General features: G+C 38.2%; 23 protein-coding genes and 1 pseudogene. 18 read left to right on the plus strand and 6 right to left on the minus strand.

Translation table 11 applies throughout. The features are described 5' to 3' along the window. The first annotated feature begins 4 nt into the window (after positions 1 to 4). The 10 genes from ACYT32_RS03025 (at position 5) to ACYT32_RS03070 (ending at position 10,804) form a co-directional block, all read left to right on the plus strand. Positions 5 to 1,297, plus strand: a complete 1,293-nt coding sequence (locus ACYT32_RS03025) for an alpha-amylase family glycosyl hydrolase (RefSeq protein ID WP_461793356.1) — start codon at positions 5 to 7, stop codon at positions 1,295 to 1,297. A gap of 173 nt (positions 1,298 to 1,470) precedes the next feature. Further along, a complete protein-coding gene (locus ACYT32_RS03030; protein WP_395264406.1) occupies positions 1,471 to 2,784 on the plus strand; it encodes an ABC transporter substrate-binding protein in 1,314 nt (437 codons plus the stop codon). Between the two features lie 24 nt (positions 2,785 to 2,808). Further along, positions 2,809 to 3,669 carry a carbohydrate ABC transporter permease gene (locus tag ACYT32_RS03035; protein ID WP_395264407.1) on the plus strand — a complete coding sequence of 287 codons (861 nt, stop codon included), beginning with the start codon at positions 2,809 to 2,811 and terminating at the stop codon, positions 3,667 to 3,669. Then, complete coding sequence (locus tag ACYT32_RS03040) at positions 3,669 to 4,481, plus strand: carbohydrate ABC transporter permease (RefSeq protein WP_395264408.1); 813 nt, start codon at positions 3,669 to 3,671, stop codon at positions 4,479 to 4,481. Before ACYT32_RS03035 ends, ACYT32_RS03040 begins: the two co-directional genes overlap by 1 nt. Positions 4,482 to 4,504: 23 nt before the next feature. Further along, on the plus strand, positions 4,505 to 5,161 hold the full coding sequence (locus ACYT32_RS03045; protein WP_395264410.1) for a hypothetical protein: 657 nt from the start codon (positions 4,505 to 4,507) through the stop codon (positions 5,159 to 5,161). An 85-nt stretch (positions 5,162 to 5,246) separates the two neighbouring features. Then, a complete protein-coding gene (locus ACYT32_RS03050; RefSeq protein ID WP_395264411.1) occupies positions 5,247 to 6,350 on the plus strand; it encodes an ABC transporter ATP-binding protein in 1,104 nt (367 codons plus the stop codon). A gap of 62 nt (positions 6,351 to 6,412) precedes the next feature. Further along, on the plus strand, positions 6,413 to 8,656 hold the full coding sequence (locus ACYT32_RS03055) for a glycoside hydrolase family 65 protein (protein WP_395264412.1): 2,244 nt from the start codon (positions 6,413 to 6,415) through the stop codon (positions 8,654 to 8,656). A gap of 67 nt (positions 8,657 to 8,723) precedes the next feature. After that, a complete protein-coding gene (gene pgmB, locus ACYT32_RS03060; protein ID WP_461793357.1) occupies positions 8,724 to 9,431 on the plus strand; it encodes a beta-phosphoglucomutase in 708 nt (235 codons plus the stop codon). Between the two features lie 26 nt (positions 9,432 to 9,457). Then, positions 9,458 to 10,411: an aldose epimerase family protein gene (locus tag ACYT32_RS03065; RefSeq protein ID WP_395264481.1), complete on the plus strand. Its 954-nt coding sequence runs from the start codon at positions 9,458 to 9,460 to the stop codon at positions 10,409 to 10,411. Between the two features lie 9 nt (positions 10,412 to 10,420). Further along, entirely contained in the window at positions 10,421 to 10,804 is a 384-nt protein-coding gene (locus ACYT32_RS03070; protein ID WP_395264414.1) for a VOC family protein, read from the plus strand. A 234-nt stretch (positions 10,805 to 11,038) separates the two neighbouring features. Here ACYT32_RS03070 and ACYT32_RS03075 read toward each other — a convergent pair whose 3' ends face one another. Further along, positions 11,039 to 11,542, minus strand: coding sequence for a hypothetical protein (locus ACYT32_RS03075; RefSeq protein WP_395264415.1), 504 nt, complete (start codon positions 11,540 to 11,542; stop codon positions 11,039 to 11,041). 159 nt (positions 11,543 to 11,701) lie between these two features. Between ACYT32_RS03075 and ACYT32_RS03080 the strand changes: the two genes are divergently transcribed. Further along, a complete protein-coding gene (locus ACYT32_RS03080; protein WP_395264416.1) occupies positions 11,702 to 12,511 on the plus strand; it encodes an HAD family hydrolase in 810 nt (269 codons plus the stop codon). Positions 12,512 to 12,574: 63 nt separating this feature from the next. On the opposite strand, the gene ACYT32_RS03085 is transcribed toward ACYT32_RS03080, so the two are convergent. The 3 genes and pseudogenes from ACYT32_RS03085 to ACYT32_RS03095 all read right to left on the minus strand — a co-directional run bounded on the left by ACYT32_RS03085 (position 12,575) and on the right by ACYT32_RS03095 (position 15,535). Further along, positions 12,575 to 13,444, minus strand: a complete 870-nt coding sequence (locus tag ACYT32_RS03085; protein WP_395264417.1) for an alpha/beta hydrolase — start codon at positions 13,442 to 13,444, stop codon at positions 12,575 to 12,577. 190 nt (positions 13,445 to 13,634) lie between these two features. Continuing rightward, positions 13,635 to 14,033, minus strand: a complete 399-nt coding sequence (locus ACYT32_RS03090; RefSeq protein WP_395264419.1) for a hypothetical protein — start codon at positions 14,031 to 14,033, stop codon at positions 13,635 to 13,637. Between the two features lie 108 nt (positions 14,034 to 14,141). Beyond that, positions 14,142 to 15,535 (minus strand): annotated as a pseudogene (locus ACYT32_RS03095) (FAD-binding oxidoreductase). 232 nt (positions 15,536 to 15,767) lie between these two features. On the opposite strand from ACYT32_RS03095, the gene ACYT32_RS03100 reads away from it, so the two are divergent. The 4 genes from ACYT32_RS03100 (at position 15,768) to ACYT32_RS03115 (ending at position 18,843) form a co-directional block, all read left to right on the plus strand. Further along, positions 15,768 to 16,823 (plus strand): LLM class flavin-dependent oxidoreductase, encoded by a 1,056-nt coding sequence (locus ACYT32_RS03100; protein WP_395264420.1) that lies wholly within the window; start codon positions 15,768 to 15,770, stop codon positions 16,821 to 16,823. Continuing rightward, the gene (locus ACYT32_RS03105; RefSeq protein WP_395264421.1) at positions 16,816 to 16,998 is read left to right on the plus strand and encodes an NAD(P)-binding domain-containing protein; all 183 of its coding nucleotides are present in this window, start codon (positions 16,816 to 16,818) and stop codon (positions 16,996 to 16,998) included. Before ACYT32_RS03100 ends, ACYT32_RS03105 begins: the two co-directional genes overlap by 8 nt. A gap of 30 nt (positions 16,999 to 17,028) precedes the next feature. Beyond that, complete coding sequence (locus ACYT32_RS03110; RefSeq protein WP_395264422.1) at positions 17,029 to 17,433, plus strand: NADPH-dependent F420 reductase; 405 nt, start codon at positions 17,029 to 17,031, stop codon at positions 17,431 to 17,433. Between the two features lie 138 nt (positions 17,434 to 17,571). After that, positions 17,572 to 18,843, plus strand: a complete 1,272-nt coding sequence (locus ACYT32_RS03115) for an MFS transporter (RefSeq protein WP_395264425.1) — start codon at positions 17,572 to 17,574, stop codon at positions 18,841 to 18,843. Positions 18,844 to 18,886: 43 nt separating this feature from the next. On the opposite strand, the gene uhpT is transcribed toward ACYT32_RS03115, so the two are convergent. Then, positions 18,887 to 20,272 (minus strand): hexose-6-phosphate:phosphate antiporter, encoded by a 1,386-nt coding sequence (gene uhpT / locus ACYT32_RS03120; protein ID WP_395264427.1) that lies wholly within the window; start codon positions 20,270 to 20,272, stop codon positions 18,887 to 18,889. A 405-nt stretch (positions 20,273 to 20,677) separates the two neighbouring features. Between uhpT and ACYT32_RS03125 the strand changes: the two genes are divergently transcribed. Continuing rightward, complete coding sequence (locus ACYT32_RS03125) at positions 20,678 to 21,883, plus strand: GH25 family lysozyme (RefSeq protein ID WP_395264429.1); 1,206 nt, start codon at positions 20,678 to 20,680, stop codon at positions 21,881 to 21,883. Positions 21,884 to 22,138: 255 nt separating this feature from the next. Then, positions 22,139 to 23,686 carry a teichoic acid glycosyl transferase gene (locus ACYT32_RS03130; RefSeq protein ID WP_395264430.1) on the plus strand — a complete coding sequence of 516 codons (1,548 nt, stop codon included), beginning with the start codon at positions 22,139 to 22,141 and terminating at the stop codon, positions 23,684 to 23,686. A 158-nt stretch (positions 23,687 to 23,844) separates the two neighbouring features. Here the strand turns inward: ACYT32_RS03130 and ACYT32_RS03135 are convergent, their stop codons facing one another. Next, on the minus strand, positions 23,845 to 24,255 hold the full coding sequence (locus ACYT32_RS03135; protein WP_395264431.1) for an iron-sulfur cluster biosynthesis family protein: 411 nt from the start codon (positions 24,253 to 24,255) through the stop codon (positions 23,845 to 23,847). A gap of 256 nt (positions 24,256 to 24,511) precedes the next feature. On the opposite strand from ACYT32_RS03135, the gene ACYT32_RS03140 reads away from it, so the two are divergent. Beyond that, positions 24,512 to 26,809: a nitric-oxide reductase large subunit gene (locus tag ACYT32_RS03140; protein ID WP_395264432.1), complete on the plus strand. Its 2,298-nt coding sequence runs from the start codon at positions 24,512 to 24,514 to the stop codon at positions 26,807 to 26,809. Positions 26,810 to 26,811 lie beyond the last annotated feature (2 nt).

The following is a 26,811-nucleotide window of genomic DNA, read 5'->3' on the forward strand; positions in this document are numbered from 1 at the left end:
TACAATGGCTAGTCAGACGGATATAAAACTCAGAAAAACGCAAATATACTGTATTTTCGTAAGAAATCATACCAAAAAAGGAACTTTGATGGCACTTGAGCCAGATTTGGATAGGATCAAGCAATTGGGAACCGACTATATTTGGCTCATGCCAATTTTCCCAATCGGTAAAAAAGATCGAAAAGGTAAGTTAGGCTCACCTTATTCCATTAAAGATTATCGGGCCATCGATCCTCAACTTGGTACTTGGCAAGACTTCCAAAAAATCGTTAAATCGATCCATGACCATGGGATGAAAGTGATGCTAGATATCGTTTATAATCATACTTCTCGTGATTCAGTTCTTTTACAAGTTCATCCAGAATGGTTCTTACATGACAAAGATGGCAATCTTTATAACAAGAATGAAGACTGGACCGACGTTGCCGAATTAGACTATTCACACCGGGCTTTGTGGAATTATCAAATCGAGACGTTGAAGCGTTATGCTAAAATCGTCGATGGTTTTAGATGCGATGTTGCGCCACAAGTTCCAATTGAATTTTGGAAAGAAGCTAGAAAAGAAGTCTGCAAGGTGAACCCTAAGACAGTCTGGTTAGCTGAATCTACAAGTAAAGACTATATCAAGGCCTTAGGTGAGAAAGGTTTCCACGTTTCTTCCGATGAAGAACTATACAGTGCCTTTGATATGACCTATGACTATGATATTGACCAAATTTGGCGTTCATACGTCAAAGGCGATATACCTTTGCAACAATATGTTGATGCCTTGAATAATCAAGTTAAGATTTATCCAAGCAACTATATTAAGATGCGTAATTTGGAGAATCATGATCAACCACGGGCCCACAGCATGTTTATTAATGAAAATGACATGTACAATTGGACTGCTTTTTCCGAATTCCAACAAGGTTCAACTCTAGTTTATGCTGGACAAGAATATGGCTTTAAACATACACCAAGCTTATTTGATTCTGATAAGTTGGATTGGGATAGTGCCAAGATGAATCTAAGCTCCCTGATCTTACGGATGCATCAATTGAGCCAAAGCGACATTGAAGTCAGTGGTAAATATCAAGTCGAAGCTCTAGAAAATGACACTGTCAAAGTAACTTATCGATTAGGCAACATTTATCGAATCGGTTTGTTTACCTTGAAGGGCATGTCAAATGATATATCAGTCGAGTTGCCAAGTGGCAGTTATACAAATATGTTGAACAGTTCCTTGATTGACGTCACAAATGGTATAGTTCATTTGGACTACGATCCAATCGTGATACAAGGGGCAATTGAATAAAATAATAAAAATTGGTCGATTCAATTTAGAATTGACCAATTTTTTTGTCCATTTTTTGATCAAAAGCAAAGCTGTTATCGGTAACATCAAGAAAGCGGTTGCAAACAGTCGGTTTTAGAAACATAATGGAAATCGTAATAAAGAAATATTATTTTTATTAGGGGGCTTTGGTAATGAAGAAGAACTTCTGGAAGCGTTTTGGAAAACGCGTGGGAGTTATTGCTTTGGCAGCCGGTGCAGCATTTATGTTGGCAGCCTGCAGTAACAGCTCATCCTCAGGTAAGGATGTCAAGATTACAATTCTTCAAGGAAAGGTTGAAAATAATAAGCAATTTAAACAAATTGCTAAAGAGTACGAAAAGAGCCATCCAAATGTAAAGATTGAAGTTACATCAATCGGTGGTGGTACTCAATACGATCCAGTTTTGAAGACCAGAATTTCATCTGGTAACGCACCAACAATCTTCAGTTTGGCTGGTCCAGCTGATGTAAAGCAATTTAAGGCTCACGAAGCTGATTTATCAGACACGAAAGCCGCAAAGGCAGCACAACCAGGAACATTGGATGCTGTTAAGAACGACCAAGGTAAGACCGTTGGACTACCATTCAACGTTGAGGGTTATGGATTTGTTTACAACAAGAAAGTCTTTGAAAAGGCTGGAATCGATCCAGAAAGTTTGACAACAGTTGACAAGTTGGAAGCAGCTGTTAAACAATTGGATGCTCAAAAGGATCAATTAGGTATTAAAGGTGTATTTGCACTTCCTGGTAAGGAAGCTTGGATTATGTCTGACCACTTGCTAAACCTTTATGTAGCTCAAGACTACAACGGTAATGCTCAAAAGCTTTACAAGTCAAAGACAATGGCATTTTCAAAGAATGCTGATATGAAGACAATGCTTGATCTTCAAAAAGATTACTCAATCAAGCCAGTTATGCAAATGGATTACTCAGCACAAGTTAACCAATACTTCTCACAAGGTAAGACAGCTATGATTCAACAAGGTGACTGGATTTACCCAACAGTTGAAGGTATTGATAAGAACTTTGCTAAGAACGATATTGGTATGATTCCAATTCCTGTACCTGGTGAAGAAGGCAAATTACCAGTTGGTACATCACTATATTGGGCTGTTAATAGTCAAAAGTCAGAAGCAGAACAAAAAGCTGCTAAGAACTTCCTAGATTGGCTATACACATCTAAAGCTGGTAAGAAAGATGTTGTTAATACATTGCACTTTGTTCCTGCATACAAGGGTTACGACAACTACAAGATGAAAGATCCATTGACATCAGTAGTATTCAAGTACTCACAAGAACACAAGACAACTGGCTGGGCATTCCCAGGATACACTGGTACTTCATGGGATCCAGACGTTGCACAACCAAATCTACAAAAGTACTTATCAGGCAAACAAAGCTGGGATAAGACAGTTCAAAATATGAAAGATGGTTGGGCAAAGCAACAAAAATCATCAAGTAATTAGATTTAACAAAAGAGGGCAATGAATATGAAAAACAAAAGTCTTTCATTCTGGTTATTTTTAACACCAACCCTCGTTGCGTTAGCTTTGGTTGTATTTATTCCCGTTCTTGAAGGTTTATTCTATTCATTTACTGATTGGGACGGTTTGAGATTCACCAAAGTAGTAGGATTTCAAAATTACATAACATTATTCCAAGATAAGGCGTTTATTAACGCCTTTTGGTTTACAGTGGGGTTTGTTATTGTCACTGTTATCATGCTTAACGTAATAGGCTTGGGACTAGCATTATTAGTTACACAAAAGTTTAAGGGAAATAATTTCTTACGTACCATTTTCTTCATGCCAAATATGATCGGTGGTTTGATCTTAGGTTTCATTTGGCAATTTATCTTCACACAAGGCTTCCAAGCATTAGGTGATGCCTTGCATATGAATTGGCTTCAAAACTGGTTGACCAATGAAACAACTGGTTTTTGGGGATTAGTTATTGTTACGGTATGGCAAATGAGTGGTTACATCATGATCATTTATATCGCCTATCTACAAAATATTCCTAATGAAATCATTGAAGCCGCAAAGATTGACGGAGCTTCAGCTTGGCAACGTTTCACAAAGATCACGTTCCCAATGATTGCTCCAGCATTCACAGTTTGCATGTTCTTGACTCTATCAAATGGGTTCAAGATTTACGATCAAAACTTGTCATTGACAAATGGTGGTCCATACAATTCAACACAAATGTTAGCTATGGATATTGTTAATACCGCTTATAACTCTGGTAACTTTGCTTTATCAGAAGCTAAAGCTATTATCTTCTTCATCATTGTTGCTGCTATTTCACTATTGCAAGTAGCCTACAACCGTAAGAGAGAGGAGGATCTCTAATGAATAAAAAAGGTAGAGTTGGATTAGGTATTCTCGGAGCTTTACTAGGAATTCTCTGGTTGTTCCCATTTTACTTGATCGTTACTAATTCATTCAAAACACCAAAAGGGATCTTCGCATCTGTTCTTTCGTTCCCACACCCAAGTACAGGCGATAACTACGTGAACTCGTTTAAAGCCTTGAACTTTATTGGTTCATTAACGAATTCATTCATTATCACTGTCTGCAGTGTATTGTTGATCATTCTTTGTTCATCAATGGCTGCATATGCATTACAAAGAAATCACAGCAAGTTGAGTGGCGGAATCCTAATGCTCTTTATCTCAGCTATGTTGATTCCATTCCAATCAGTTATGATTCCTTTGACTGCTAACTTTGGTGCTGTACACTTCTTGAACATGTGGGGCTTGGTAATCATGTATCTGGGCTTTGATGCCAGTTTGTCGGTCTTCTTATACCAAGGTACTTTATCAAGTATTCCTATTGCGATGGATGAATCAGCTGAAATTGAAGGAGCAAGTCGTTGGCAGATTTTCTCAAAAGTTATCTTCCCAATGCTTTCACCAATTACAGTTACAGTTGCTATTTTGAACATCATTGCGATCTGGAATGACTACTTATTGCCATCACTTGTTTTACCACAGGCGCAATACACAATTCCTCTTCAAATGTTCAATTTCTTCGGTGAATATACTAAGCAATGGCATCTAGCTTTGGCTGGTATCACACTTTCCATCATCCCTGTAATCATCTTTTATCTATTTGCTCAAAAATGGATTATCAAAGGTGTTACTGATGGTGCTGTTAAGTAGAAAAATAGAAAGGACGAACCGTTGTGATCAATTTAAAATCAAAAAATGGACAGAAACTGATTGCCAGTGGGAATTGGTTAATGTCACTCATTAGCATTAATTTCTCTTTCTTCCTATTAAACTTTTCGGTTATTTTGACCGCAATCGTGATGTCGAATCTAAATTTCTCGATTACGTACAGTATTTTGTTAGTGATTCTGTGGTTGATGATCTCAGTTTTCACAATTCCCGGATTGGTTGCTAGTTATGCGGCCGTCCAAGATTGGCAAACTAATGGAAGTGTTAGCTTTTTCAAATACTTTTTTATAAAATGGTTTGCTTTACAAAAAAACTATCTAATAAATTTTGGATTAGGTTTAGGCGCAGTCTTGTTCATCGTGTTGAATAAGTTGACGATTGGTAATCCACAGTGGCATATGGCAGTTTTGATCTTTACATTCGTATTTTTCATGCTGTTAGTAGCGACGGGATTTCAATTAGCAACTAATAAATTTTCCAACATCTTGACTCTATTCGTCGAAAAACCTTTACCAATAATTATCTCAGTAATAGTATTTTTAATCTTGATCTTAATGAATTTCGTTTTGCAATTGGCTTTTCTAAGCGTTATCTGTAGCGTATCGCTTCCAACGTACGTCTCTTATAGATTGCTTGGTGGTCAAGTAGCCAAAAAGGATTGACTATGGGTGTGGTGGACACATCTAGATTAGTAAGATTAAACTTATTTGTTAGCTGAAAGTCGAAAATTTTTAAGGAGCGTTAAAAATGGTAAAAATTAATTTGGAACACATTTACAAACGCTATCAAGGTAATACTGACTATTCGGTTAGTGACTTTAACCTGGACATTAAAGATGGTGAATTTATTGTCTTTGTTGGACCTTCCGGATGTGGTAAATCCACCACATTGCGTATGATAGCTGGTTTGGAAGACATCACAAAAGGTGACTTTAAGATGGATGACAAAGTCATGAACGATGTTTCTCCTAAAGATCGTGATATTGCGATGGTTTTCCAAAACTATGCTTTGTATCCACATATGAGCGTATTCGATAACATGGCTTTCGGATTGAATATTCGTAAGAATGATAAGGAAGATACTAAGAAACGTGTTGAAAATGCAGCCGAGATCTTGGGTCTAACACCTTATCTTCAACGTAAGCCAGCTGCTCTATCAGGTGGTCAAAGACAGCGTGTTGCTTTAGGACGTGCCATCGTTCGTGATGCAAACTTGTTCTTGCTTGATGAACCATTGTCAAACTTGGATGCTAAGTTGAGAGTACAAATGCGTACAGAAATTGCTCAATTGCACCAACGCTTGGGACGTAACTTCATCTATGTTACTCACGATCAAGTCGAAGCTATGACAATGGCCGACCGAATCGTTATCATGAGTGATGGTAAGATTCAACAAGTAGGTACTCCATCTGAACTATATAGTAAACCCGCTAACAAATTCGTAGCTGGATTCATTGGTTCACCTGCTACTAACTTCTTTGACGTTAAACTTGAAGACGGCAAGATTGTTAATGATCAAGGTCTAAATATTGCAGTACCTGAAGGCCAATATAAGGTTCTTGAAAAGAAAGGCTATGTTGGCAAGGAACTTACCTTTGGTATTCGTCCTGAAGACGTCCATGCCGAAGAAGTTGCTATTCAAACTTTCCCTGATGCTTTAATTAATGCTAAAATCCAAGTTTCTGAATTGTTAGGTGCGGAATCGATTCTTTATTCTAACCTAGGCGGAACCGACTTTATTGCCAAAGTCGATTCACGTGATCATCATAAACCTGGTGACGAAGTTCAAATGGCTTTTGAAATGACAAAAGCTCACTATTTTGACAAAGATACTGAAGAAACGATTCTTTAAAGATTTTGAAGGGTAATTAGGTATTTTTACCTAGTTACCTTTTTTTATAGGAGGTGTACTTAATGCAAAGGATTTTTGAAGTAGATCCTTGGAACGTTGTAACTCACAAGCTAGACAAAGAGAACAAACGTCTTCAAGAGAGTTTGACCAGCTTAGGAAATGGTTACATGGGGATGCGTGGTAATTTTGAAGAAGATTATTCGGGTGACAGTTTACCTGGAATTTATTTAGCCGGAATTTGGTACCCTGACAAGACTCGTGTCGGTTGGTGGAAAAATGGCTATCCAAAGTACTTCGGAAAGGTTATTAACGCAGTTAACTTCATTAAAATGAATTTCTTGATCGATGGATCAAAGCTTGATCTTTATACCGACGAGATTACCGATTTTACCCTTGATTTGAATATGAAGGATGCCACCTTGAATCGTTCATTCATTGTTGAAAAGAACGGCAAGAAGGTAAAATTCACTTTCGTAAGATTTCTCAGTGGTGCCCAAAAAGAATTATCAGTTCAAAAGGTAACCTTTGAAAACTTATCCGATTCTAATATTGATGTTAAAGTTACTTCATCTCTTGATGCCAATGTTAAGAATGAAGATGCTAATTATGATGAACATTTCTGGAATGTTTTAAATATCAATGAAAACACCTTGGTGGCAGAAACCAAGGAAAATAATTTTGGTACACCAAGATTTACTTCAGGAATGCAAGTCGGATATGTAACCAATTTATCCGAAAGTGACTATAATGTAGCTGATTTTGAAACAAGTAAGACTTTTGAGAAAGTGTTGAAACCTGCAGAAATAGGCACGATTGAGAAGCGGGTAGTTGTCTTAACTTCTCGTGATTACAAAGTTGTCGATGATATGCTTGATGCTTTAGAAGGTACATCAGCTAAAATCAGTCGAACTTCTTATGAAGATCTCTATGCAGCCCACGAAAATGTATGGGCAGAGCGTTGGAATCAGTCTGATATTAAGATCGACGGTGATGTTGATGCCCAACAAGGTATGCGTTTCAATCTCTTTGGTCTCTTTACAACTTATTCTGGTGATGATTCACGATTAAATATCGGACCTAAAGGCTTTACCGGTGAAAAATATGGTGGGGCAACATATTGGGATACTGAGGCATTTTGTATACCAGTATACTTAGGAGTTTCTAAGCCAGAAGTTGCAAGAAACTTATTGATGTATCGTTACAATCAACTTGATGGTGCCTACGTCAATGCTCAACAACAAGGTCTTAAAGGGGCATTATTCCCAATGGTAACGTTTAATGGTATCGAGTGCCATAACGAATGGGAAATCACTTTTGAAGAGATCCACCGTAATGGCGATATAGCGTTCGCAATTTATAATTACACCCGTTATACAGGCGACAAGTCCTTTGTCTTGAATGAAGGTAGCAAGATCTTAACGGAAATCTCTCGTTTCTGGGCAGATCGAGTTCACTTCAGTCAACGTAACGGTCAATACATGATTCATGGCGTTACGGGTCCAGATGAGTATGAAAATAACGTTGATAATAATTGGTACACTAATTTCTTAGCCAAATGGACTTTGAAATATACCTTGCAGACTTTGGATGAAGTTTCAGCTGATCAATCAAAGAAATTGGCTGTTTCTGATACTGAAAAGAAACACTGGCAAGATATTGTCGACAAAATGTACTTACCATACGATGAAGACTTGGGAATCTTTGTTCAACATGATGGTTTCTTGGACAAGGATATTCAACCAGTTAGTGCTATTCCAAAGGATCAATTGCCAATCAACCAGCATTGGTCATGGGATAAAATCTTGCGTTCTCCATACATCAAGCAAGGTGATGTTCTTCAAGGAATTTGGGACTTCATCGATGATTTCTCAGAGCGTGAAAAGAAACGTAATTTTGATTTCTACGAACCATTAACAGTTCATGAGTCAAGTCTTTCACCTGCAATTCACTCCGTTTTGGCAGCTGATTTACATTATGAAGAGAAAGCGGTTGCTTTATATGAGAGAACCGCTAGACTAGACTTAGACAATTATAATAATGACACTGCTGACGGTTTGCATATCACTTCGATGACTGGTGGTTGGCTAGCAATGGTTCAAGGTTTCGCCGGCATGAGAGTGCATGACGATGGCTCCTTAAGCTATAAACCATTCTTGCCAAAGAAATGGAACAGTTACTCATTTAGACAAGTCTTTAGAGGTCGTGTAATTGAGATCGAAGTCGATAATGCTGGACCACATTTCAAACTTATTTCTGGAGAACCACTAGAAATTAAAGTTTTTGATGAATCGCAACTGTTAAAATAATTGTAAAAATTCGAAGTGTCTGAAGATTGGATTCAGACACTTTTTTATCAAAGGGAGCTTACTAAACATGACTAAATTTGAACAAATTAAGGGATTCTTGTTTGACCTTGATGGTGTCATCGCGAATACTTCTGCTTATCATTCGATTGCTTGGCATCAATTGGCTGATAAGCTCGGAGTCACTTGGAGCGATGAATTGGCTAACAACTTAAAGGGTGTTGGCCGGATGGATTCTCTTAACTTAATTTTAAAGTATGGCAATAAAGAAAATGAATATACTGAGGAACAGAAAGAAGCTTTTGCCAAAGAGAAGAACGATAACTATTTGAAATTACTGGACCACTTAGATAAATCAGAGATTCTACCTGGTATGGAAGATTTCATTAAGGATTTATCGGATCATCACTACTTGATCTCTTTAGCATCATCTTCAAAGAATTCACCAATGGTCTTGGAGAAACTAGATTTAGCCAAGTACTTTGATGCAAAAGTCGATCCAGCTACTTTGAAACATGGTAAACCAGATCCAGAGATCTACACTCGGGCTGCAGAAGTTTTGAACTTGAAGCCAGAAGAGTGTATCGGAGTGGAAGACGCTTCAGCTGGTGTCAAATCTATCAATGGTTCTGGCGCTATCTCTTTGGGGATCGGTGATCCAAGAATTTTGAACGAAGCTGATTTGAATTTCAAAGATACTTCTGAAGTTACATTAACTAATATCAAGCGGGCTATGGATATGGATCTGCTTGAGAAAGCTGGGGTAGAGTCAAAATAGTAGTCGCAAAAACAATTTTTGGGGAAATTGCAGGACAACCTGTTTATCTCTACAAGCTAACAAATAAAAACCAGACGAGCATCAGTCTCTTAAATTTTGCTGCTACTTGGCAAGACTTTGAAGTGACTGAAGCTGGTCAAAAACGTTCTTTGATCGAAAAGTTCACAGATTTAAATGATTATATTCAAACACCCTACGAGGTCGGTAAAACGATCGGTCGAGTAGCTGGTCGAATCGGTCAAGCACAGTTTAATATCAATGGAACTGATTATCAGTTAACGCCTAATGACGGAGCCAATATTATCCACAGTGGTGATCAAGGATTACAAATGCAGCTGTTTGATGCAAAAGTAAATTCCGATAATTCGGTGACTTTTTCGCACACTGTCAAAGATGAAGATGACTTTCCTGGAACTTTGAAAGTTGAAGTCCAATATAGCCTGAACGATGACGATGAAGTCACTATCACTTATCGTGGTCAAACAGATCATGACACTTTGTTTAATCCTAGCTGTCACGTTTACTTCAACCTCGGGGCAGAAAGTATTAAGCAACAGCAATTGCAAATCAATTCCAAACGCTTTTTGGATATGGATGAGCATAAATTGCCAACCGGAAAAATCTTGTCAGCCACGAATGCTTATGACTTTAAGCACTTCAAAAAAATCGGTCAGGGTCTAAAGCAGCTCAAGCCGCTGGATAAAGATGAATTTGATAATGTTTATCTAGTTCATGATAAGGCCGCTACTTTGAAAGATGATCAGCGGGCAATCGACTTTTATACTGATCGTAACGGTTTGGTCATCTTCACTGCCAGTCCGACTGCGCAAAATGATAGTGGACATGATTTTAGTTCGATCGCCATGGAGTTGATGACGTTGCCAGATGCAATCAATCACGACGACTTCGGGAACACGATTCTTTTAGCAGGTCAAAAGGTGAGTTACACAAATAAATTCAAATATCGAAGATTAGATTAGAGGGATTTGATGCGAATTGAACATGTTGGGCTTTTTGTTAGAGACTTGGAAAAAACAGTTGAATTTTATCAAGAGTTTTTTCAAGCTCAAGCTTCCGATGAATATCACAATCCAGTGACGACTTTTTCATCACGATTTTTAACTTTTCCTGATGGAGCAAGGTTGGAGGTCGGTACTCGTGACGACTTGAACCGCCATCATGAGAAAGGTTATCCGTTAGGTTATATGCACATTGCCTTTTCACTAGGTTCAAAAGAAAAAGTTGATAGCTTAACTGAAAAGATTGAAAAAGCTGGTTACAAGCATCTTAGTGGTCCTAGGGTGACTGGTGATGGCTATTACGAAAGCGTCGTCTGTGATCCCGAGGGCAATCAAATTGAATTAACGGTTTAAAAAAATTTGCAGACATCTATGATACTTTAACTGCGATAATCCTTTTGTGGTCGTCAACTGAAATAAGATAATTTCAGCTGATACCATGAAAGGATTTTTTTAGTCTCGGTCAAATTTTCTGGTAAGACTTTTTCTAAGAATTGTAACTTAATAAAAAAGTACCCCGTAAAAGTCAGATTATTATCTAACATTTATGGGGTACTTCAAAACATTTATAAATTCGATAAGGCAATTTTATGCATCTTTTTCAGTTGCAAAATCTTCAAGCTTTTCTAATGAATCGATCATTGCCTGATAAATTTGAGGGGTTGATTCGTTAAAAAATAATTTATTTAAATCGTTATCGGAAAGAAATTGATTTCTAGGCAATTGTGAGGTCAAAGCGACGGTGAATGAAAACTTAGGATGAAATTGGCGCAGATGATAAAAAGTCCTTGCGGCGGCGTGATAGTCTAGCAAAGGATCATTTTTCAAGCATTGTCGTAACAAATTGTCATAAACATCACCGTAATGCAGGAGCCAAACTAAGAAGTCATTAGTTGAAACGTGTTCTAGTGTGATATCCTTTTTTGAATACTGATTGAGTTTGGTCAATATTTGATTATTTTGAAGCCAAGCTTTAAAAATCTGAAAGTAATTGTCAATCGCTTTATTTTCACCATTGCCAATGTGTTCTAAGCCAGCCAAAGCGTTCATTTGCGACAGCAGAGCAATTTTATTAAAATCGTGTATTTTCATCGAGGTACTCCCTTTGGATATTGCCTTTTAAATTATAAGTTTTTTTCTAACTTTTTCCAATCCTAATTTTAAGAAAAAAACACAAAAATAGTAAACGATTACAAATACTTTGTTACAATATAGAGGATAATTATTTAAAATAAATCGAGGAATAAAGTAATGCCAAAATATTTAGTGTTTATGGATTTAGATGGAACACTGCTAGCTGATCACAAAAATATTTCTGTTCGAACCAAACATACGATTGAGAGCTTACAGCAGCACGAGGTAACATTTTATATTTCGACCGGTCGGATGTATGAATTAGCCAAGATTACGCAACAGCTTTTGAATTCTAATGTTAAAATGATCACTTCAAATGGGGCGGTATTTGATGGCCCTAATGGACGTGAAGTGGTTAAAATGGGTAAAGCCGCTGTGGAGAAAGCTTTTGAGACCACGCAGCTGTATCAATTACCAATGATGTTATTTACACCCAGTAAAGCTTATTTCACGGAGAAAATTCCTCGCTTCATTGCACAAAATGCCGGTAACTTTGATGAAGCTTTCGGTTATCGAGAGTTGTATAGTTTGGTAGAATTACAAGAAGTTGAAGACCAAATAACGAATGGGGTCGTCTTGTCACGTGGTGATTTAACAGAACTAGCTGATGTCAAGGAAAAACTGCTAGCAAGTAAACTCTTACGTGTTTCCTCCTCGAGTGTGGATAATCTTGAAATGATCCCTTTGAGAACCGATAAAGGTTCGGCTGTGAAACGAATTCAACTAGAAAATGGAATTGATTCTGACCATACTTTTGTTTTCGGTGACGGCTTGAATGATGTTGGAATGATGAAGCAAGCCAAGTATTCGGTGGCAATGGGAAATGCGTTACCAGAGGTTAAAGAAATTGCCAATTTTGGAACTGATACAAATATTAATGATGGTTTAGCCAAATTTTTAGAGAATTTTTTTAAAGAAGAATTGTAAATAACCAATTTTTTATGACTGAAGATACGCTCGAATTCTAATCGCAGAATCGGCGTATTTTTTTTAAGGTCGATTGTTTTGTGAGTCAATTATTTTTCGATTGGAATTTTCTTGGACGATAAACTGATGAAACAAGGTAATAAATTGGGGGTTGGTCAACATGTCTGAATGTTCAGCGTTAGAGCCAGTCAAAGTGATCAGTGTGTACAGTTTGACTTGATTTTGGTAGATATATTTACCAGAATCAACGCTGCTCAAAGGAACGATTCCATCGTCGAAGTATTGCTTTGTACCGGCAACGGAGTAGTAACTCATATTGCTTGGCAGGTTTTGGCGTCCCTTGATCAGTTGATTGAGCATTTCAGTATGATTATCAGGGTTAGTTTCCTCAAAATTGAACGGAGCACCAATAGTCATCAAATGGTTGATTTGCAGGCCTGTCTCATCAAAGTAATCTTCGAGAAAATAAGTCCAGATCAAAGCACCATTTGAATGGCCGAAAGCGTCGAAACTATGAAATTGATATTTCTTCCTTAATTCGTTGAAAGCAATGTTGAACCAGACGACTTGTTTTTTGATATTGCTGAAGCCATCACCACTATTTTGAAAGCCAACTACGATGAAGGGATGTTGGTCGTGACTACGAATGCTGCCACTGTACGTAACCTGATTGTTGGTCTTAACAGTGATTTTTAAAACACTGTGATTTTCACCATACTTTTGATCGACTGCTTTGATCAAACCATCGAGACGGCTAGCATTAGAATCGCTTCCTGGAATCATTATAATTGGCGTCATGACTGCGTTATAACGCCCCGACAAGGCACTGACATTTTTCTTTGTCCAAATATATGAAGGTATTCCCAATAGTAAAAATATCAGGATTGCAATCAATAAGCTTTTTAAATTCTTATTCCGACGTGTTCTGTGCATTGATTTCGCCTTCTTCAAGACTATGACTTATTTAACAACTTGATTGTAACTTATCTGTCGAAAAATAATTCAAAAAAAGTATTTGAACCAATAGTTATTTTTGAGTATCAAACATCGAATCTTTTGTCGACACAATAAAAAAACTAGAGCTCTTTGAACTGATATCAATGTTCAGAAAGCCCTAGTTTTTTTAGCCTGGATATTTGTCCTGAGCTAGTTGTTTAAAATACAATTCGGCGGATCGAGTGATCAGATTTTCTTGTTCAATAAAGGATAAATCGGATCGCTCAATCGGAACTCGTCGTTTTTCATTACCCATAAACCGCTCAAAAGCGGGCATATCTTGGGCGTCGACCCAGTCGCCGGGCATATCGACTCCCAAGAAAAAGCCTGGCACATAACCGAACTTGTCAGCTAATTGCAACGCCTGTTCTTTAGTAAAAGAAGCTCTTTCGGAAACAATTTTTTCAACTTTGGCAACATCTTCGCCCAAATATCTTGCTACATCATCAAGACTGTGCAGGTCGGTCTTATTATCATTGAAGATATCATTGAATTTGGTTTGCATGTGATATTTATAAAATGGCATGATATTACCTCCTTTTTAAAAAGTAATTAGAGCGTATTTTAGTTTCAGTTTGAGTAAATGTACAGCATATTGGTTTAAAATTCGACTTTTGTCTAGCCACTGTTTTTTTTAATCGATCTTGCGTTTGGGATTCAAAAGATTCAACGGGTCGAATAAATCCTTGATTTGGTGTTGCAGCTGATCGACATCGCCGCCTAATTCGGCATAGTTCCACTGATTCTTTAACATCCCAACGGCATGTTCTCCAGAAATTGTCCCGCCTAATTCCAGCGTTTTTTGAAACATTTTTTTGAGGACGGTGATAACAGGTTCGGGAACTTCGGTAATTGAAGTTGACCAAACAATCGAAGGATGAACGTTGCCATCGCCAGCGTGTCCCGCCGTGTAGATTTTGAGATTATATTCCTGACTCAATTCTTGGATATAATCCATCAATGGTGCAAGTTGTGATAGGGGAACGGCCATATCTTCCATGATATGATTCGTCCCTTCAAAGATAGCTGGCAGCATATCTTGACGTAATTTTTGCAGTGCCGCTTGTTTTTGCTCATCGCTTGTCACAGTGATGTGCCCCGCGTGATGGTCGTTTAAAAGCTTTTGTATGACATCCATCGCTTCTGGAGTTCCATTATCCAATTTGAAAATCAACATTGAACCGTGATCTTTAGCATAGTCAGTTCCTTCGTACTTGTCTAAGGCAACGACAGTATTGGCATCGAGAGCTTCGAGCATCGTTGGGTAGACGCCAGAGATTCTAATGTCGGCCACGGCTTGCGCTAATGAGGTCATATTGTCGAAAAAGGCGATGCCCATAACTGAAGTACCTAGTGGAATTGGTAACAGCTTAACAGTTATTTCAGTGACGATCCCTAAAGTTCCTTCAGAACCAATGAATAGTTGAGTTAAATTGTAACCAAAAGCTTGCTTTAATGTTCGACCGCCTAATTTGATTTCACGGCCATCAGCTAGAACCACTTTGATACCTAAAACATTGTCTTTGGTGGCGCCATATTTAACCGTACTCATCCCGCCAGCATTGGTATTAATATTGCCACCGATTCCGGAAATTGGTTTTGAAGCCGGGTCGGGGGCGTAAAACATGCCTTGTTTTCTAGCAGCTTTATCCAGTTCACCGTTGATTACACCAGGTTCCACGACCGCTAGAGAATCAGCACGACTGATTTCTTTGATGTGATTCATACTAGCGACGGAAAGAATAAAGCTGTCTTTGATACCATCAGAGCCAATCACGGTACTGGTGGCTTGGTCTTGAGGCACGACTGGGATGTGAAATTTGCGGGCGGTCTTCAAAGTACCTTGAATATCTTTTACCGAATGTGCATCGATGACGGCTAAAGCCAGACCGCTATCATCATCGGTGAGATTTTTGTTAAAGGAATATTTTTTAAATCAGCTTCATCAGTCAAAATATGACCGTCTTGAATATTAGTTTGTAAATCTGCAATAACTTCCTGATGTGAAAAAGCACGAAAAATTGTCATATTATCACTTCCATAATTACTCACTTGATATCTGCGCCATCAGTTTAAGATGATATAAATAATTGTTCAAATAAAAGAAATGGTCTGACAAGCAATGAGAATTTTTTGACTCCCAAATTATGCCATTTTGTCATTTTTGATTAATTCCAAATAAGCAAGTTTATAGAATCTACCTCATGATCTGAAGTATACTGTCGACAAATACTAAATAATTTTTAGCAGAGGTGCAATCATGTCGATTGATACAAAAAAATTAGTCTTTGGATTGGATACCTTTGGTGATGTGGCTTTTAATGACGCTGATGGATCAAGAATGACTTCACGGCAATCACTTCAAAATATTTTGTCAGAAGGTCAGTTGGCAGACCAATTAGGAATTGATGTTCTGGCATTAGGCGAACATCATCGCGAAGAATATTCCATTTCTAGTCCAGAAATTATGTTGGCAGCTTTGGCTTCAACTACTCAACGAATAAAATTAAGTACCGGTGTGACCGTCCTCAGTTCTGATGATCCAGTTCGTATATACGAAAGGTTTGCCACACTAGATGGATTGTCTAATGGTCGGGCCCAGATAATGTTAGGTAGAGGTTCTTTTACAGAGTCATTTCCACTGTTTGGTTTCAACTTAGAAGATTACGATGAATTGTTTGAAGAAAAGTTGGCACTCTTCAATGACTTGATCACACAAGATACAGTCACTTCCGAAAGCAAATTTACCCAAAAGTTAGACAATGTCAGAGTTTATCCGCGAATTGAAGGACATCAGTTACCAGTTGCCATCGGCATTGGTGGCACGCCAGAGTCAGTTTTGAGAACCGCCAAATATAACTATGCTTTGATGATTGCAATCATAGGTGGCGAAGCAAGTCGGTTCAAGCCCTATATTGATTTGTATCATAAAGCGGTTGAAAAGTATGGCAATCAACCGCAACCAATTGGCGTTCATTCACATGGAATCATTACTGAGACTGATCAAGAAGCTTATGATATCGGCTGGGACTATATTAAGCAAAGCATGGACAAAGTAGGTCTTGATCGTGGCTGGCCAGCGATGACTAAAGAACGTTACGACTTTGAAGTCAATCAAGGTGCGTATTACGTGGGTTCAGTTGAAACTGTGGCGCAAAAAATTGCCAAAACTATTTCAGAGTTAGGAATTCAGCGTTTTGACCTAGTTTATGGTACCGGCGGTCAATTGGAAAGTGTACGTCGCAAAACGATTGAATTGTATGCCACAAAAGTTATTCCGAGAGTAAAGGAAATCTTGGTGCAGGAAAATGAGTAAACCAGTTATTGGAATTATTGGTGCGGGTAAATTAGGACTGACGTTGGCTAAATTAGCACTTGATTCTGGCTACGTGGTCAATATTGCTGGTTCTGGTCAACCTGAAAAAATCGAATTGGCCATCAGTGTCTTGGCACCTGGTGCTGTTGCTATGACGGTTGCAGAAGTATCTTAAAAGTCAAATATCGTTATCTTAGCGTTACCGTTGAGTAAATATCGCACACTTTCACCAACGCTTTTGAACGGAAAAATTGTAATCGATGCGATGAATTATTGGTGGGAAGTCGATGGTTCAACGAATACTTTTTATGATGAACAGACGACATCATCTGAGAATGTGCAAAAATATTTTTCGAAAAGTGTCGTCATTAAAGCTTTTAATCACATGGGATATCATGATCTCGCGGCGATGCCTCATCAAAAAAGAGTGATCGCCTATGCGGGAGATGATCAAGCGGCCTTAGAACAAGTCGCTGAATTGATCACTGACTTTGGTTTTGTGCCTTATTTATTAGGATCATTACATGAGACTACAGCATTACAACCAGGTGGAGTTTTATTTGGAGTTAATCAAGATCTAACTGGAGTTAAGAAATTATTAAAGCAATGAAATGATTTTGCTCAAGACTTTTTTGAAATTTTGTCTTGAGTTTTTTTATTTTTAAAACGCCAACATAAAGATATTGTTATTAACAAATAAATATGATAAACTCTTTCAGCTTTTATAAGTTGGAGAGGGGGGACTTTTATGGATAAGGAAAAAAGTCTGGTCGCTAATTGGCGGGGGAATATTTATTTGTTTTTGACGGGACAATTCTTGTCGGGAATCACCAGTATGGTCGTCCAGTATGCCATCATTTGGTATTTAACTAAGCAGACTGGCTCGGCAACTGTCTTGAGTATGTCAACTCTTTTGGGGATGTTGCCAATGATTCTCTTGAGTCCTTTAGTTGGTCCATATGTTGACCGAACTAACAAAAAGGCTTTGCTGATCGTACCTGATATTATTGCAGCAATTGTCGCAATAATTTTAGCTTTAGTGGGATTTTTGACAGCTGCATTTCCCATTTGGTTAGTTTTTATTTCGCTGGTGATTCGGGCTATCGCTCAAACTTTTCAGATGCCAACGATTCAGTCAATTTTACCAACTATGGTACCCAAAGAGCAGTTGACTAAGGTTAATGGACAATTGGGGATGGTTCAATCAGCTAACTATATTATTGCTCCAGCTTTAGGAGCCTTTCTATTCTCGATCATTTCGATGCCAGTATTGATTTTGTTCGACGTTTTAGGTGCAATTGTCGGCGTAAAGATAATTCTTTTCGTGAAAATCCCTGAGAATCCTCAAATTGACGAACCTGTTCATGTCTTGGCTGATGCAAAGTTTGGTTTGAAACAATTGCGGGCAAAAAAGGGACTTTGGTACATCACGCTGATGGGGACAGTCTTCACGTTACTGTTTATGCCGGCTGTCAGTATGTACCCCTTAATGACGATGTCATATTTTAAAGGGACAGTTGCACAGGCAGGATTGATTGAAATGATTTACTCTGTTGGTGCCTTGATTGGTGGCACGATCATCGGCTTTTTTGGTAATTGGTCAGATCGAATTAAACCAGTCTTATTGTCAATGGCAATTTTAGGTATAACGATGGGTGTCAGTGGTTTTTTGCCCCAGAATTATACTGGATTTCTGTGGTTCTTTGGACTGAATGCGCTTGCGGGCATTGCGGCACCATTTTTTAATACCTTATTGATGGCGATCATTCAACAGAGCTATCCCCCCGAACACTTAGGGCGGGTGTTAGGTATCATGAATTCCTTGATGAGTTTAGCCGGACCAGTCGGCTTGATTTTTGCTGGCCCTTTGGCTGATAAAATTGGTGTCAATAATCTGTTTGTTATTGCGGGCGTTGGTACGATCATCTGTGGAATTTTTGTCTTAGCCAATAAGACGACGCGAACTTATGATATTGAATTACAAAAATCAGACAAAATAAAAAGTGTTCATAATAAATAGAATTCAAAAATTCTAAATATTACGGAACACTTTTTTTGATGCATTATTTAGTGACTAATTGTTGCCGAATTCTCTTTTCTTCACCGACAGCAATCACTGCTAAGACGATGATACTTAAGACGACTGCCATGTAGAAGACGATAAAGGTATCGTTCCAGCCGTGTAAGTTTTGACCAAAAAGCGATAAGCCATTCGCCTTGGGATCAGCAATCGACGCAAAACCAACTTGCGCCATCAAATCACCAAAGATGTAAGCGAAGGTACCTGTTAGCCCATCGGAAACATTCAAGGCATTTTTAGGAACAAAGCTGATGACGGATACACCAATCAAGAGTTGTGGGCCGTAAATCAACATACCTAAGAAGAAGAGCGAAGTATTGATCATCACAGGTGTCGTTCCATAGCGGTAACCTAAAACGACAACAGCGGTCAGTGCTAGGCAGATAATTGAAACAACAGCTCGACGTCCCTTCAACAGATCAGAGAACCAACCCCAGACAACACTGCCGATGATACCGCCAAGTTGGAACAATAATAGGGTGTTGGCACCTTGAGCGACGGTAAAGTGTAATTGTTGAACGGTGTACAATGGAGCCCAGTTGACGATCCCGATTCTAACAACGTAGACAAACACATTGGCAATACAGAGCAACCAAACCCAAGGACTTTTCATAACGAATTTTTTGAAAATTTCCCATTTTCCCATTTGGGAAGCTGTTTGGTCAGCTTGAGAAATATTTTCGCCAAAAATCACTTCACTAGGGTCCCAGCCTAGTTCCTGCGGATCATCGGCACCAAAGAATAGTCCCCAAAAACCGATGATCAAGCCAATGATAGCAGGGAAGATGAACATTCCCCCGACGTTGCCACTAAAGAGATGATTAGCACCCCAAAGGGCAATAACTCCGGCTACCGCACCACCGAATTCGTGTGAAATATTCCAGATACCAATATAACGACCTCGAGTGGTGGTAGTAGTCCAACGTGAGATAGTTGACAACGAAGCTGAACCACCTGGTGATTGGAAGATACCATTCAGTGACCAAAGTACCAGAATCAAACCAACTGGAGCTTGATTCATCAATAAGGCTACCCCGATGATTAAAGTCATGATTGCAGCTAAAATCAACAAAAATGACATAAAGCGCTTTGTATTCTTACCGTCAACGATGTAACCTAAGACGGTTTTACCAATACCATATGCTAATGAGAAACCATAACCGATCCAACCTAGGGCAGTGGTTGAGATACCTTGTTTGACTAGCAAAGGTTGGGCGGCTGATAAGTTATTTCTGATCAAGTACATACAGAAGTAAACAAAGAAAACGACTGAAAATGATTTTAGAAATTCTTTCAACCAACGACTTTTTTGTTCATCGATTGAAAGTCCTAATTTAGCAGGTCGTTTTAAATCAAAATAATGTAACATGTAAAACATCCCCCTCAATAAACTTCACAATTTAAGTATAGGTCAAGGTGAGTAAAAGAAATCATTTCTTAAATATAATTAAATGAAAAAAATTGTAAAAATTTCACCGACCAGACTTAAACAATAATTATTATAAATTATCGAACCAGTTCGATAACAAGCTTTATTAGGAAAAAAATGGAGTTGATGAGCTTTAAAAAAGTGACTTTTTGGGGGAATAATTAAATAATTTAAAAATGATTCCTTAATTAAATTATTATTATCTAGTTCATATTTTTACTATTTTGTTACATTTTTGTTTCTAATATTACTTTTAATACACAGATGTGTGACTTTTAAACCAAATAAAAAAAATTGCCATATACTTTTCTCTGTTGCGTGGGCAACAAAAGGGAGAAGAGATTTATGGTTTTAAAAAGAAGGTTTATTGCGGCTTTGACCGCTATGATGGCATTAGTCTTCTTGTTCTGCGGGGTTACGACCGTAGAGGCTGCCAGAACCGATATGGTGGATGTTTCTAACTATAACGGTGATATGACGGTGGCTAATTTTCAAGATATGGCTAATAACTATGGGGTAAAAGCCGTCGTTACTAAGATTAGTGAAGGTACTTTCTTTAAGGATAGTACCGCCGCAAATAACATTGCTACAGCCCAAAAAGCTGGGCTTTATATCAATGGTTACCACTATGCTCATTACAGTTCAGTTGCTAGTGCGATTGCCGAAGCTGATTATGCAGCTAAAACAGCGCAAGCAGATGGTCTGCCTCAAGGTTCAGTCTTGGTGGCTGATGTAGAGAGTTCTGAACAAAGTGTCAGTTCTACTTCACAAAATGATGCTGATAATGCAGCCTTTATGAATGAGGTCGCTAAATACGGTTATCGTTCAACTATCTACACAATGGGTTCATGGGTCGGCAACGTTATGACGGTCAGTCAAGGTTGGATTGCTTCATATCCTTATGATGCAACTAATCAAAACTGGTACACGACTAACCATGGTTGGCAATGGTCGAGTTCGTATCAATTTAGCGGCAGTTACGGTAACTTTGACGTTTCTCAGCTTTATGATACGTTCTTTACTAGTTACCAATCACCAACGGGCAGTTCCACAGGTACCAACACTGACTCAGCTACGACTAACAACTCCAGTTCAACAACTGGTTCAACTACTTCAGTGATCAACGTGAAGAATACTTCAGGCAGTTTTGTACCACTAGTAGCGATTGGCAGCGATGGTTCAGTTGAAACTTTAAGCAATCGAGCTTTGGCTAATAACTCCTCTTGGCAAACTGACCAAACTAAGACAGTTAATGGCGTAACCTATTACCGTGTCGCTACGAATGAGTGGGTCGCCGCTCAATATTTGATCAATTCAGGATCGGCAACTGATAGTTCCAGCAATATGGACGTGATCAAAGTCAATAACAGTAGTTCCAGTTTTGTTCAATTAGTCGCTTTGCAAGCTGATGGCAGTATGACAACCATTTCTAACCGAGCTTTAGCTAATAATAGTTCCTGGGCAACTGACCAAACTAAAGTAGTCAATGGCGTAACCTATTATCGTGTTGCTACGAATGAATGGGTAGCTGCAAGTTATGTCGTCAAATAAAATATACATGAAATTATTCAAGCAAGCTGGATAACACGTCTAGCTTCCGAGCATTAATGTAAATAGAGCGGTAACTCAAAATCGAGTTGCCGCTTTATTTGTCGTCAGGAAAAAGTTGTACTTTTGTTCATAATATAAAAATAATTATGCCGTATTGTCTTTTTTCGACTGGAAAAATCCTTAATTCAAGCCCTAGTGCTATAATAAAAAAGCTTATCGAACAAATAGAATTATTTTGTGCTACGGAGGATTTCAATGCCGATTCATGTCAAACAGTTTAAAAAATTTCTCTTGCCCATTATCATTTTGCTATTTATCTGTACTATCGCCATTGGATCATCGCCACTATTTAAAACTAATCCGTGGTGTGATACGAATGCGATGTTCACGATGGGACGGGCGATGACACATGGCCTCGTTCCTTATCGAGATATCATTGATCAAAGAGGGCCACTGCTCTATTTACTTTTTGCCTTAGGATCATTGATCAAGAGTGATAATTTTTTGGGTATTTTTTTGATTCAAGTGGTTAATATTTTGATCGTTTATGCACTGACTTGGAGAATAGTTCAAGTGATGAAAATTAGAGTATTGCCAAGGCCTTGGTTAGCTTTAATAGGTCCAATGGTACTTCTATCTACCAGTGCTTACAGTTTTGGTGGCTCGCCGGAAGAATTTGCGTTTACTTCAATTCTGTATTTACTTCTGGTTGCGATTAAATTTAAACGTCTAAACGTGATTCCTGACAAGACTTTTTTCTGGCTGGGACTCAATCTAGGGATTATTTTTTGGAACAAGTATTCAATGATTGGTGCCTATGTCGTTTTTTTCGTAATTGTACTAATCTCTTTCTTAAGAAAAAAAGCGTTCAAAAAATTGTTGATAGTTACTGAGTGGTCATTAGCGGGATTTCTCTTAGTTACTGGCTTGATTTTGTTATATTTTGTAATTCACCATGCCTTAGCAGATGCCTTCAATATCTACTTTATCCAAAATATGACGCGGTACGGCTCTACAAATCAAACATTGTTAATGAAACTGTGGTCGTTGTTATTACTGATGGCTCAAGCAATTAAGGATCATCTGATTGTTGCGACGATTATCATGCTTGGTTGGGCTAAAAGTATTGCGGACAAGAAGTCAATTACAATAGAAGTGGCAATGTTTCTGGGATCAATACTATTCATTGCCGTGCAACATTGGGTCAATACTTATTACAATTTGGTTTGGATCGTTTTTTTGATTCCGGCCTTACTTAGATTCACAAGGTTGATTCCAAGAAAACTCAATCAAGGATTTGTAAAAACAATTGAATTGTTATTAGTCAGCGCCGTCATTTTTCTACCATTAATAAATAATGAAGATTTAGGAAAATTGATCGTCCTAGACAATCGTGTTTCGTTTAATTCTTTAGAACAATGGAAAGCTCAACCAAGGTTTGCTGAAGTGATGAAAAAAACGCAAGCACATCCAACTTTATTGATGATAAATGATTTAGATGAAGGCTTTTTCTTAGCAGCGGGGATCGTTCCAACTACTAAATATTGGCAACAGCTCAATATGTCATATTTGCAGTTGCCGGAAATGTATCAATCGTTTAAAAATTCGATGCGAGATAAGAAGACCGATTTTGTCATTGTTAAATTAAAAACTATGCCTGCTTCTGGGGCTGAAGCACTAAAGCAACAGATTGCTACTTTTGTCGAGCCACATTTGTATCGGACTTTAATGAAAAATTATCGAATTAAAGCCGTTGCTCAAAATAGTCCTGACGAATCATATGTGCTTTTATATCGAAAATAAGAAGCCGACTTAAAAAAATTTTCATAAAAAAATCCCAGTGGGTCAACCATCATTGATAAAACACGTTACATTGATGGTTAACTTCACTGGGATTTTTGCTTGTGTGGAGATTCAATAATAATTTACTTGAAACTTTTTTAACTCTTAAATTTATCTTCTTAGCAGATCTTGTCGCCAAGGCTGAGCATCTTTTCACGACGTTGTGCAGCTGTTTCTGGTTCAACGTTACGCCAGTCAACAACAGATAAGCCACCGTCAAGAATACCTGAATTGTCCTTTAGAGCTAGGGCATTGTGCCATACAGAGATGTTCAAGCCATTAGTCATCAAATCAGCATCGTTTTCAGATGTGTGTAAATCTAAACCGGCATTGTTTTCTAGGTCAATTGTGTAATTAGGATCTTCATCTTTTAGAATAACTAATTGGAACTTGTCGCCAATAGCACAGCTACCACCAAGGGAAGAGTACTTATTAGAGCCATCGTCAGTTGTTAAGATCATAATTGCATCTGTTGGAACATTTTTGTTTGCTAAATATGTTTGTGCTTCTGGTTTAATATCGATTTTCATAGTTAGAGGTCCTTTCCAATACAATATTTTAAAGTGTTTTGTGCAAAATCCTCTTGCACAAAACCTTTATTACATTATTTAATTTATACCCTTTAGAGAACATCTGCAACCATTCTGCTCACAATTTGAAATTATTATATTTCATTTTTGTTAAGTAAGAAAGTATATTGTGAATATATAAAAATGGTATTTACTATTTTATGAAAGCGTATTAGTATGAGGTTGTATTTAGATGTTATAAAGGGGAGGTTTGAACATGCAAACATACAAACGCCTGAACCGGACGTTGCTATGGATATTGGTGATTGCCTTTTCAATTTTGATTGCCGGGGGACTTTTGATTTTTAAGAATGAAGCTCCCAGACCTTCAAAGATTGTCAATGAATCGGGGCAGACAATCGTCACCAAAAAGCAACTGCTTTCTGGTCAAGCAATTTATGAAAAGTATGGTTTGACTGATTACGGAACTTATTTAGGGAATGGGACTTACTTTGGTCCAGATTATACAGCACAGTCACTCCATATCTATCTTTTAGGGATGAAGGAATACTATGCTCAGAAACAATTCAAGACTAATTTTTCTGCCTTGGATACGCAACAAAAGGCTGGTATTTCTGGCTTAGTTAAAAAGGAGATTCGTGTTAATCGGTATGACAAAAACGATGATCAGTTAGTTTTGACCGATGCTCAAGTGGCTGGATTAAAACACCTGACAGCTTATGATCGTCGACAATTTGTTAACAATCCTCACGAAGCAGGACTACCGGAAAACATGATTCACAATAACACCGATGATTTCATGTCACACGGTGATAAGATCGATCAATTATCGTACTTTTTCTTCTGGGGGGCTTGGTTGTCATCAACTAATCGTCCTGGACAAATTTATTCATATACTAACAATTGGCCATATGATTTAGATGCGGGCAACATTATGACTAGTCAGGCGATGATTTGGACCGCTTTGTCAGTCGCAATTTTGGTTGCTGGTGTCGGAATTGTTATTTTCATCTATAAGAAATATCATTTTGACATGCAATTCAATGAATCATATGCTGATATACCAGAAATTAGGACTGACGAACCAATCAGTGTTTCTCAACGAAAGACCGCTAAGTATTTCTTGATTGTCATGCTGATGTTTTTAGTCCAGATTTTACTGGGTGAATTAATGTCGCACTATTATGTTGAAGATAGTTTCTTTGGCTTGCAATTGCAGTACATTTGGCCATTTAACTTGGCTAAAACTTGGCATTTGCAACTAGTTATTTTCTGGATTGCTACCGCTTGGTTGGCAACAGGAATCTACATTACTCCACGAGTCTTGGGTCGAGAACCAAAACATCAAGGTGTCCTAGTTGATATCTTATTCTGGGCCTTGATTGTCGTTGTTGGTGGTTCAATGCTTGGTGAATGGGGTTCTACTTTAGGCATTATCAATAAAGACTGGTGGCTCTTTGGTCATTATGGCTGGGAATATGCTGAAATGGGTAAGTTCTGGCAAGTCTTGTTCATCATTGGGATGTTCTTGTGGATTGCCATTATGTGTCGTGGTTTTATCCCGGCAATCCGAATCAAGAAGAATTTGGATCGTTCAAGATTGTTGCAATTATTGATTATTGGTTCAATTGCTATTCCAGCTTTCTATTTGGCATCACTCTTCATTTTGCCAAACTCACACGTTACTTTCGCCGATTATTGGAGATGGTGGATCGTCCATCTATGGGTTGAAGGTATCTTTGAATCCTTTGCCGTAATCCTAATCGGTTACTTGATGGTCGATATGAAACTAACAACTATCAAATCGACTATTCGAGCTTTGTATTTCCAATTGATCCTCTTACTTGGAACTGGTGTTGTCGGAATGGGACATCACTATTTCTGGGAAGGAGATCATTCGATCTGGTTAGCTCTAGGTTCTTGTTTCTCCGCTTTGGAAGTAATCCCACTTTGTTTGTTAGTTTGGGAAGCATACACGCATTATCGGGTTTATAAAGATAGTCACAAAGACTTTCCATATAAAGGCACCTTTATGTTTCTTGTCTCAACCGGATTGTGGAATGCTTTAGGAGCCGGTGCATTAGGATTCTTGATCAATGCACCTGCAATCAACTATTTTGAACATGGTACTCAATGGACTTCCGCTCATGCTCACGGGTCAATGGCCGGGGTTTATGGCTTCTTCTCGGTAGCTATCATGCTATTTGCGATCAGACATCTGACAGTCAGTGATTTTTGGACTGAAAAAGTTGAGAAGTGGATCAAATGGGCATGTATCACCATGAATGTTGGTTTAGCTGGCATGGTCTTCATCACCTTGATGCCACTTGGTTTCTTACAGCTAAAAGATGCACTAGAGAACGGTTATTGGCATGCTAGACAGTTGAGCTTTTATCGGGCACCGCTTGAAAAAGGTTTGACCATTGCTCGGTCCGTCCCTGATGTTATTTTTACCGTCGGAGTGGTAATCTTATTAGTAGTATTCTTCAGAGCAATGTTCCATTTGAAGAAAGCTTCAAATAAGTTGAATCCGATTGATTACGATATTAAATAAAG

This window comes from Companilactobacillus sp. FL22-3 (genome assembly GCF_054881455.1).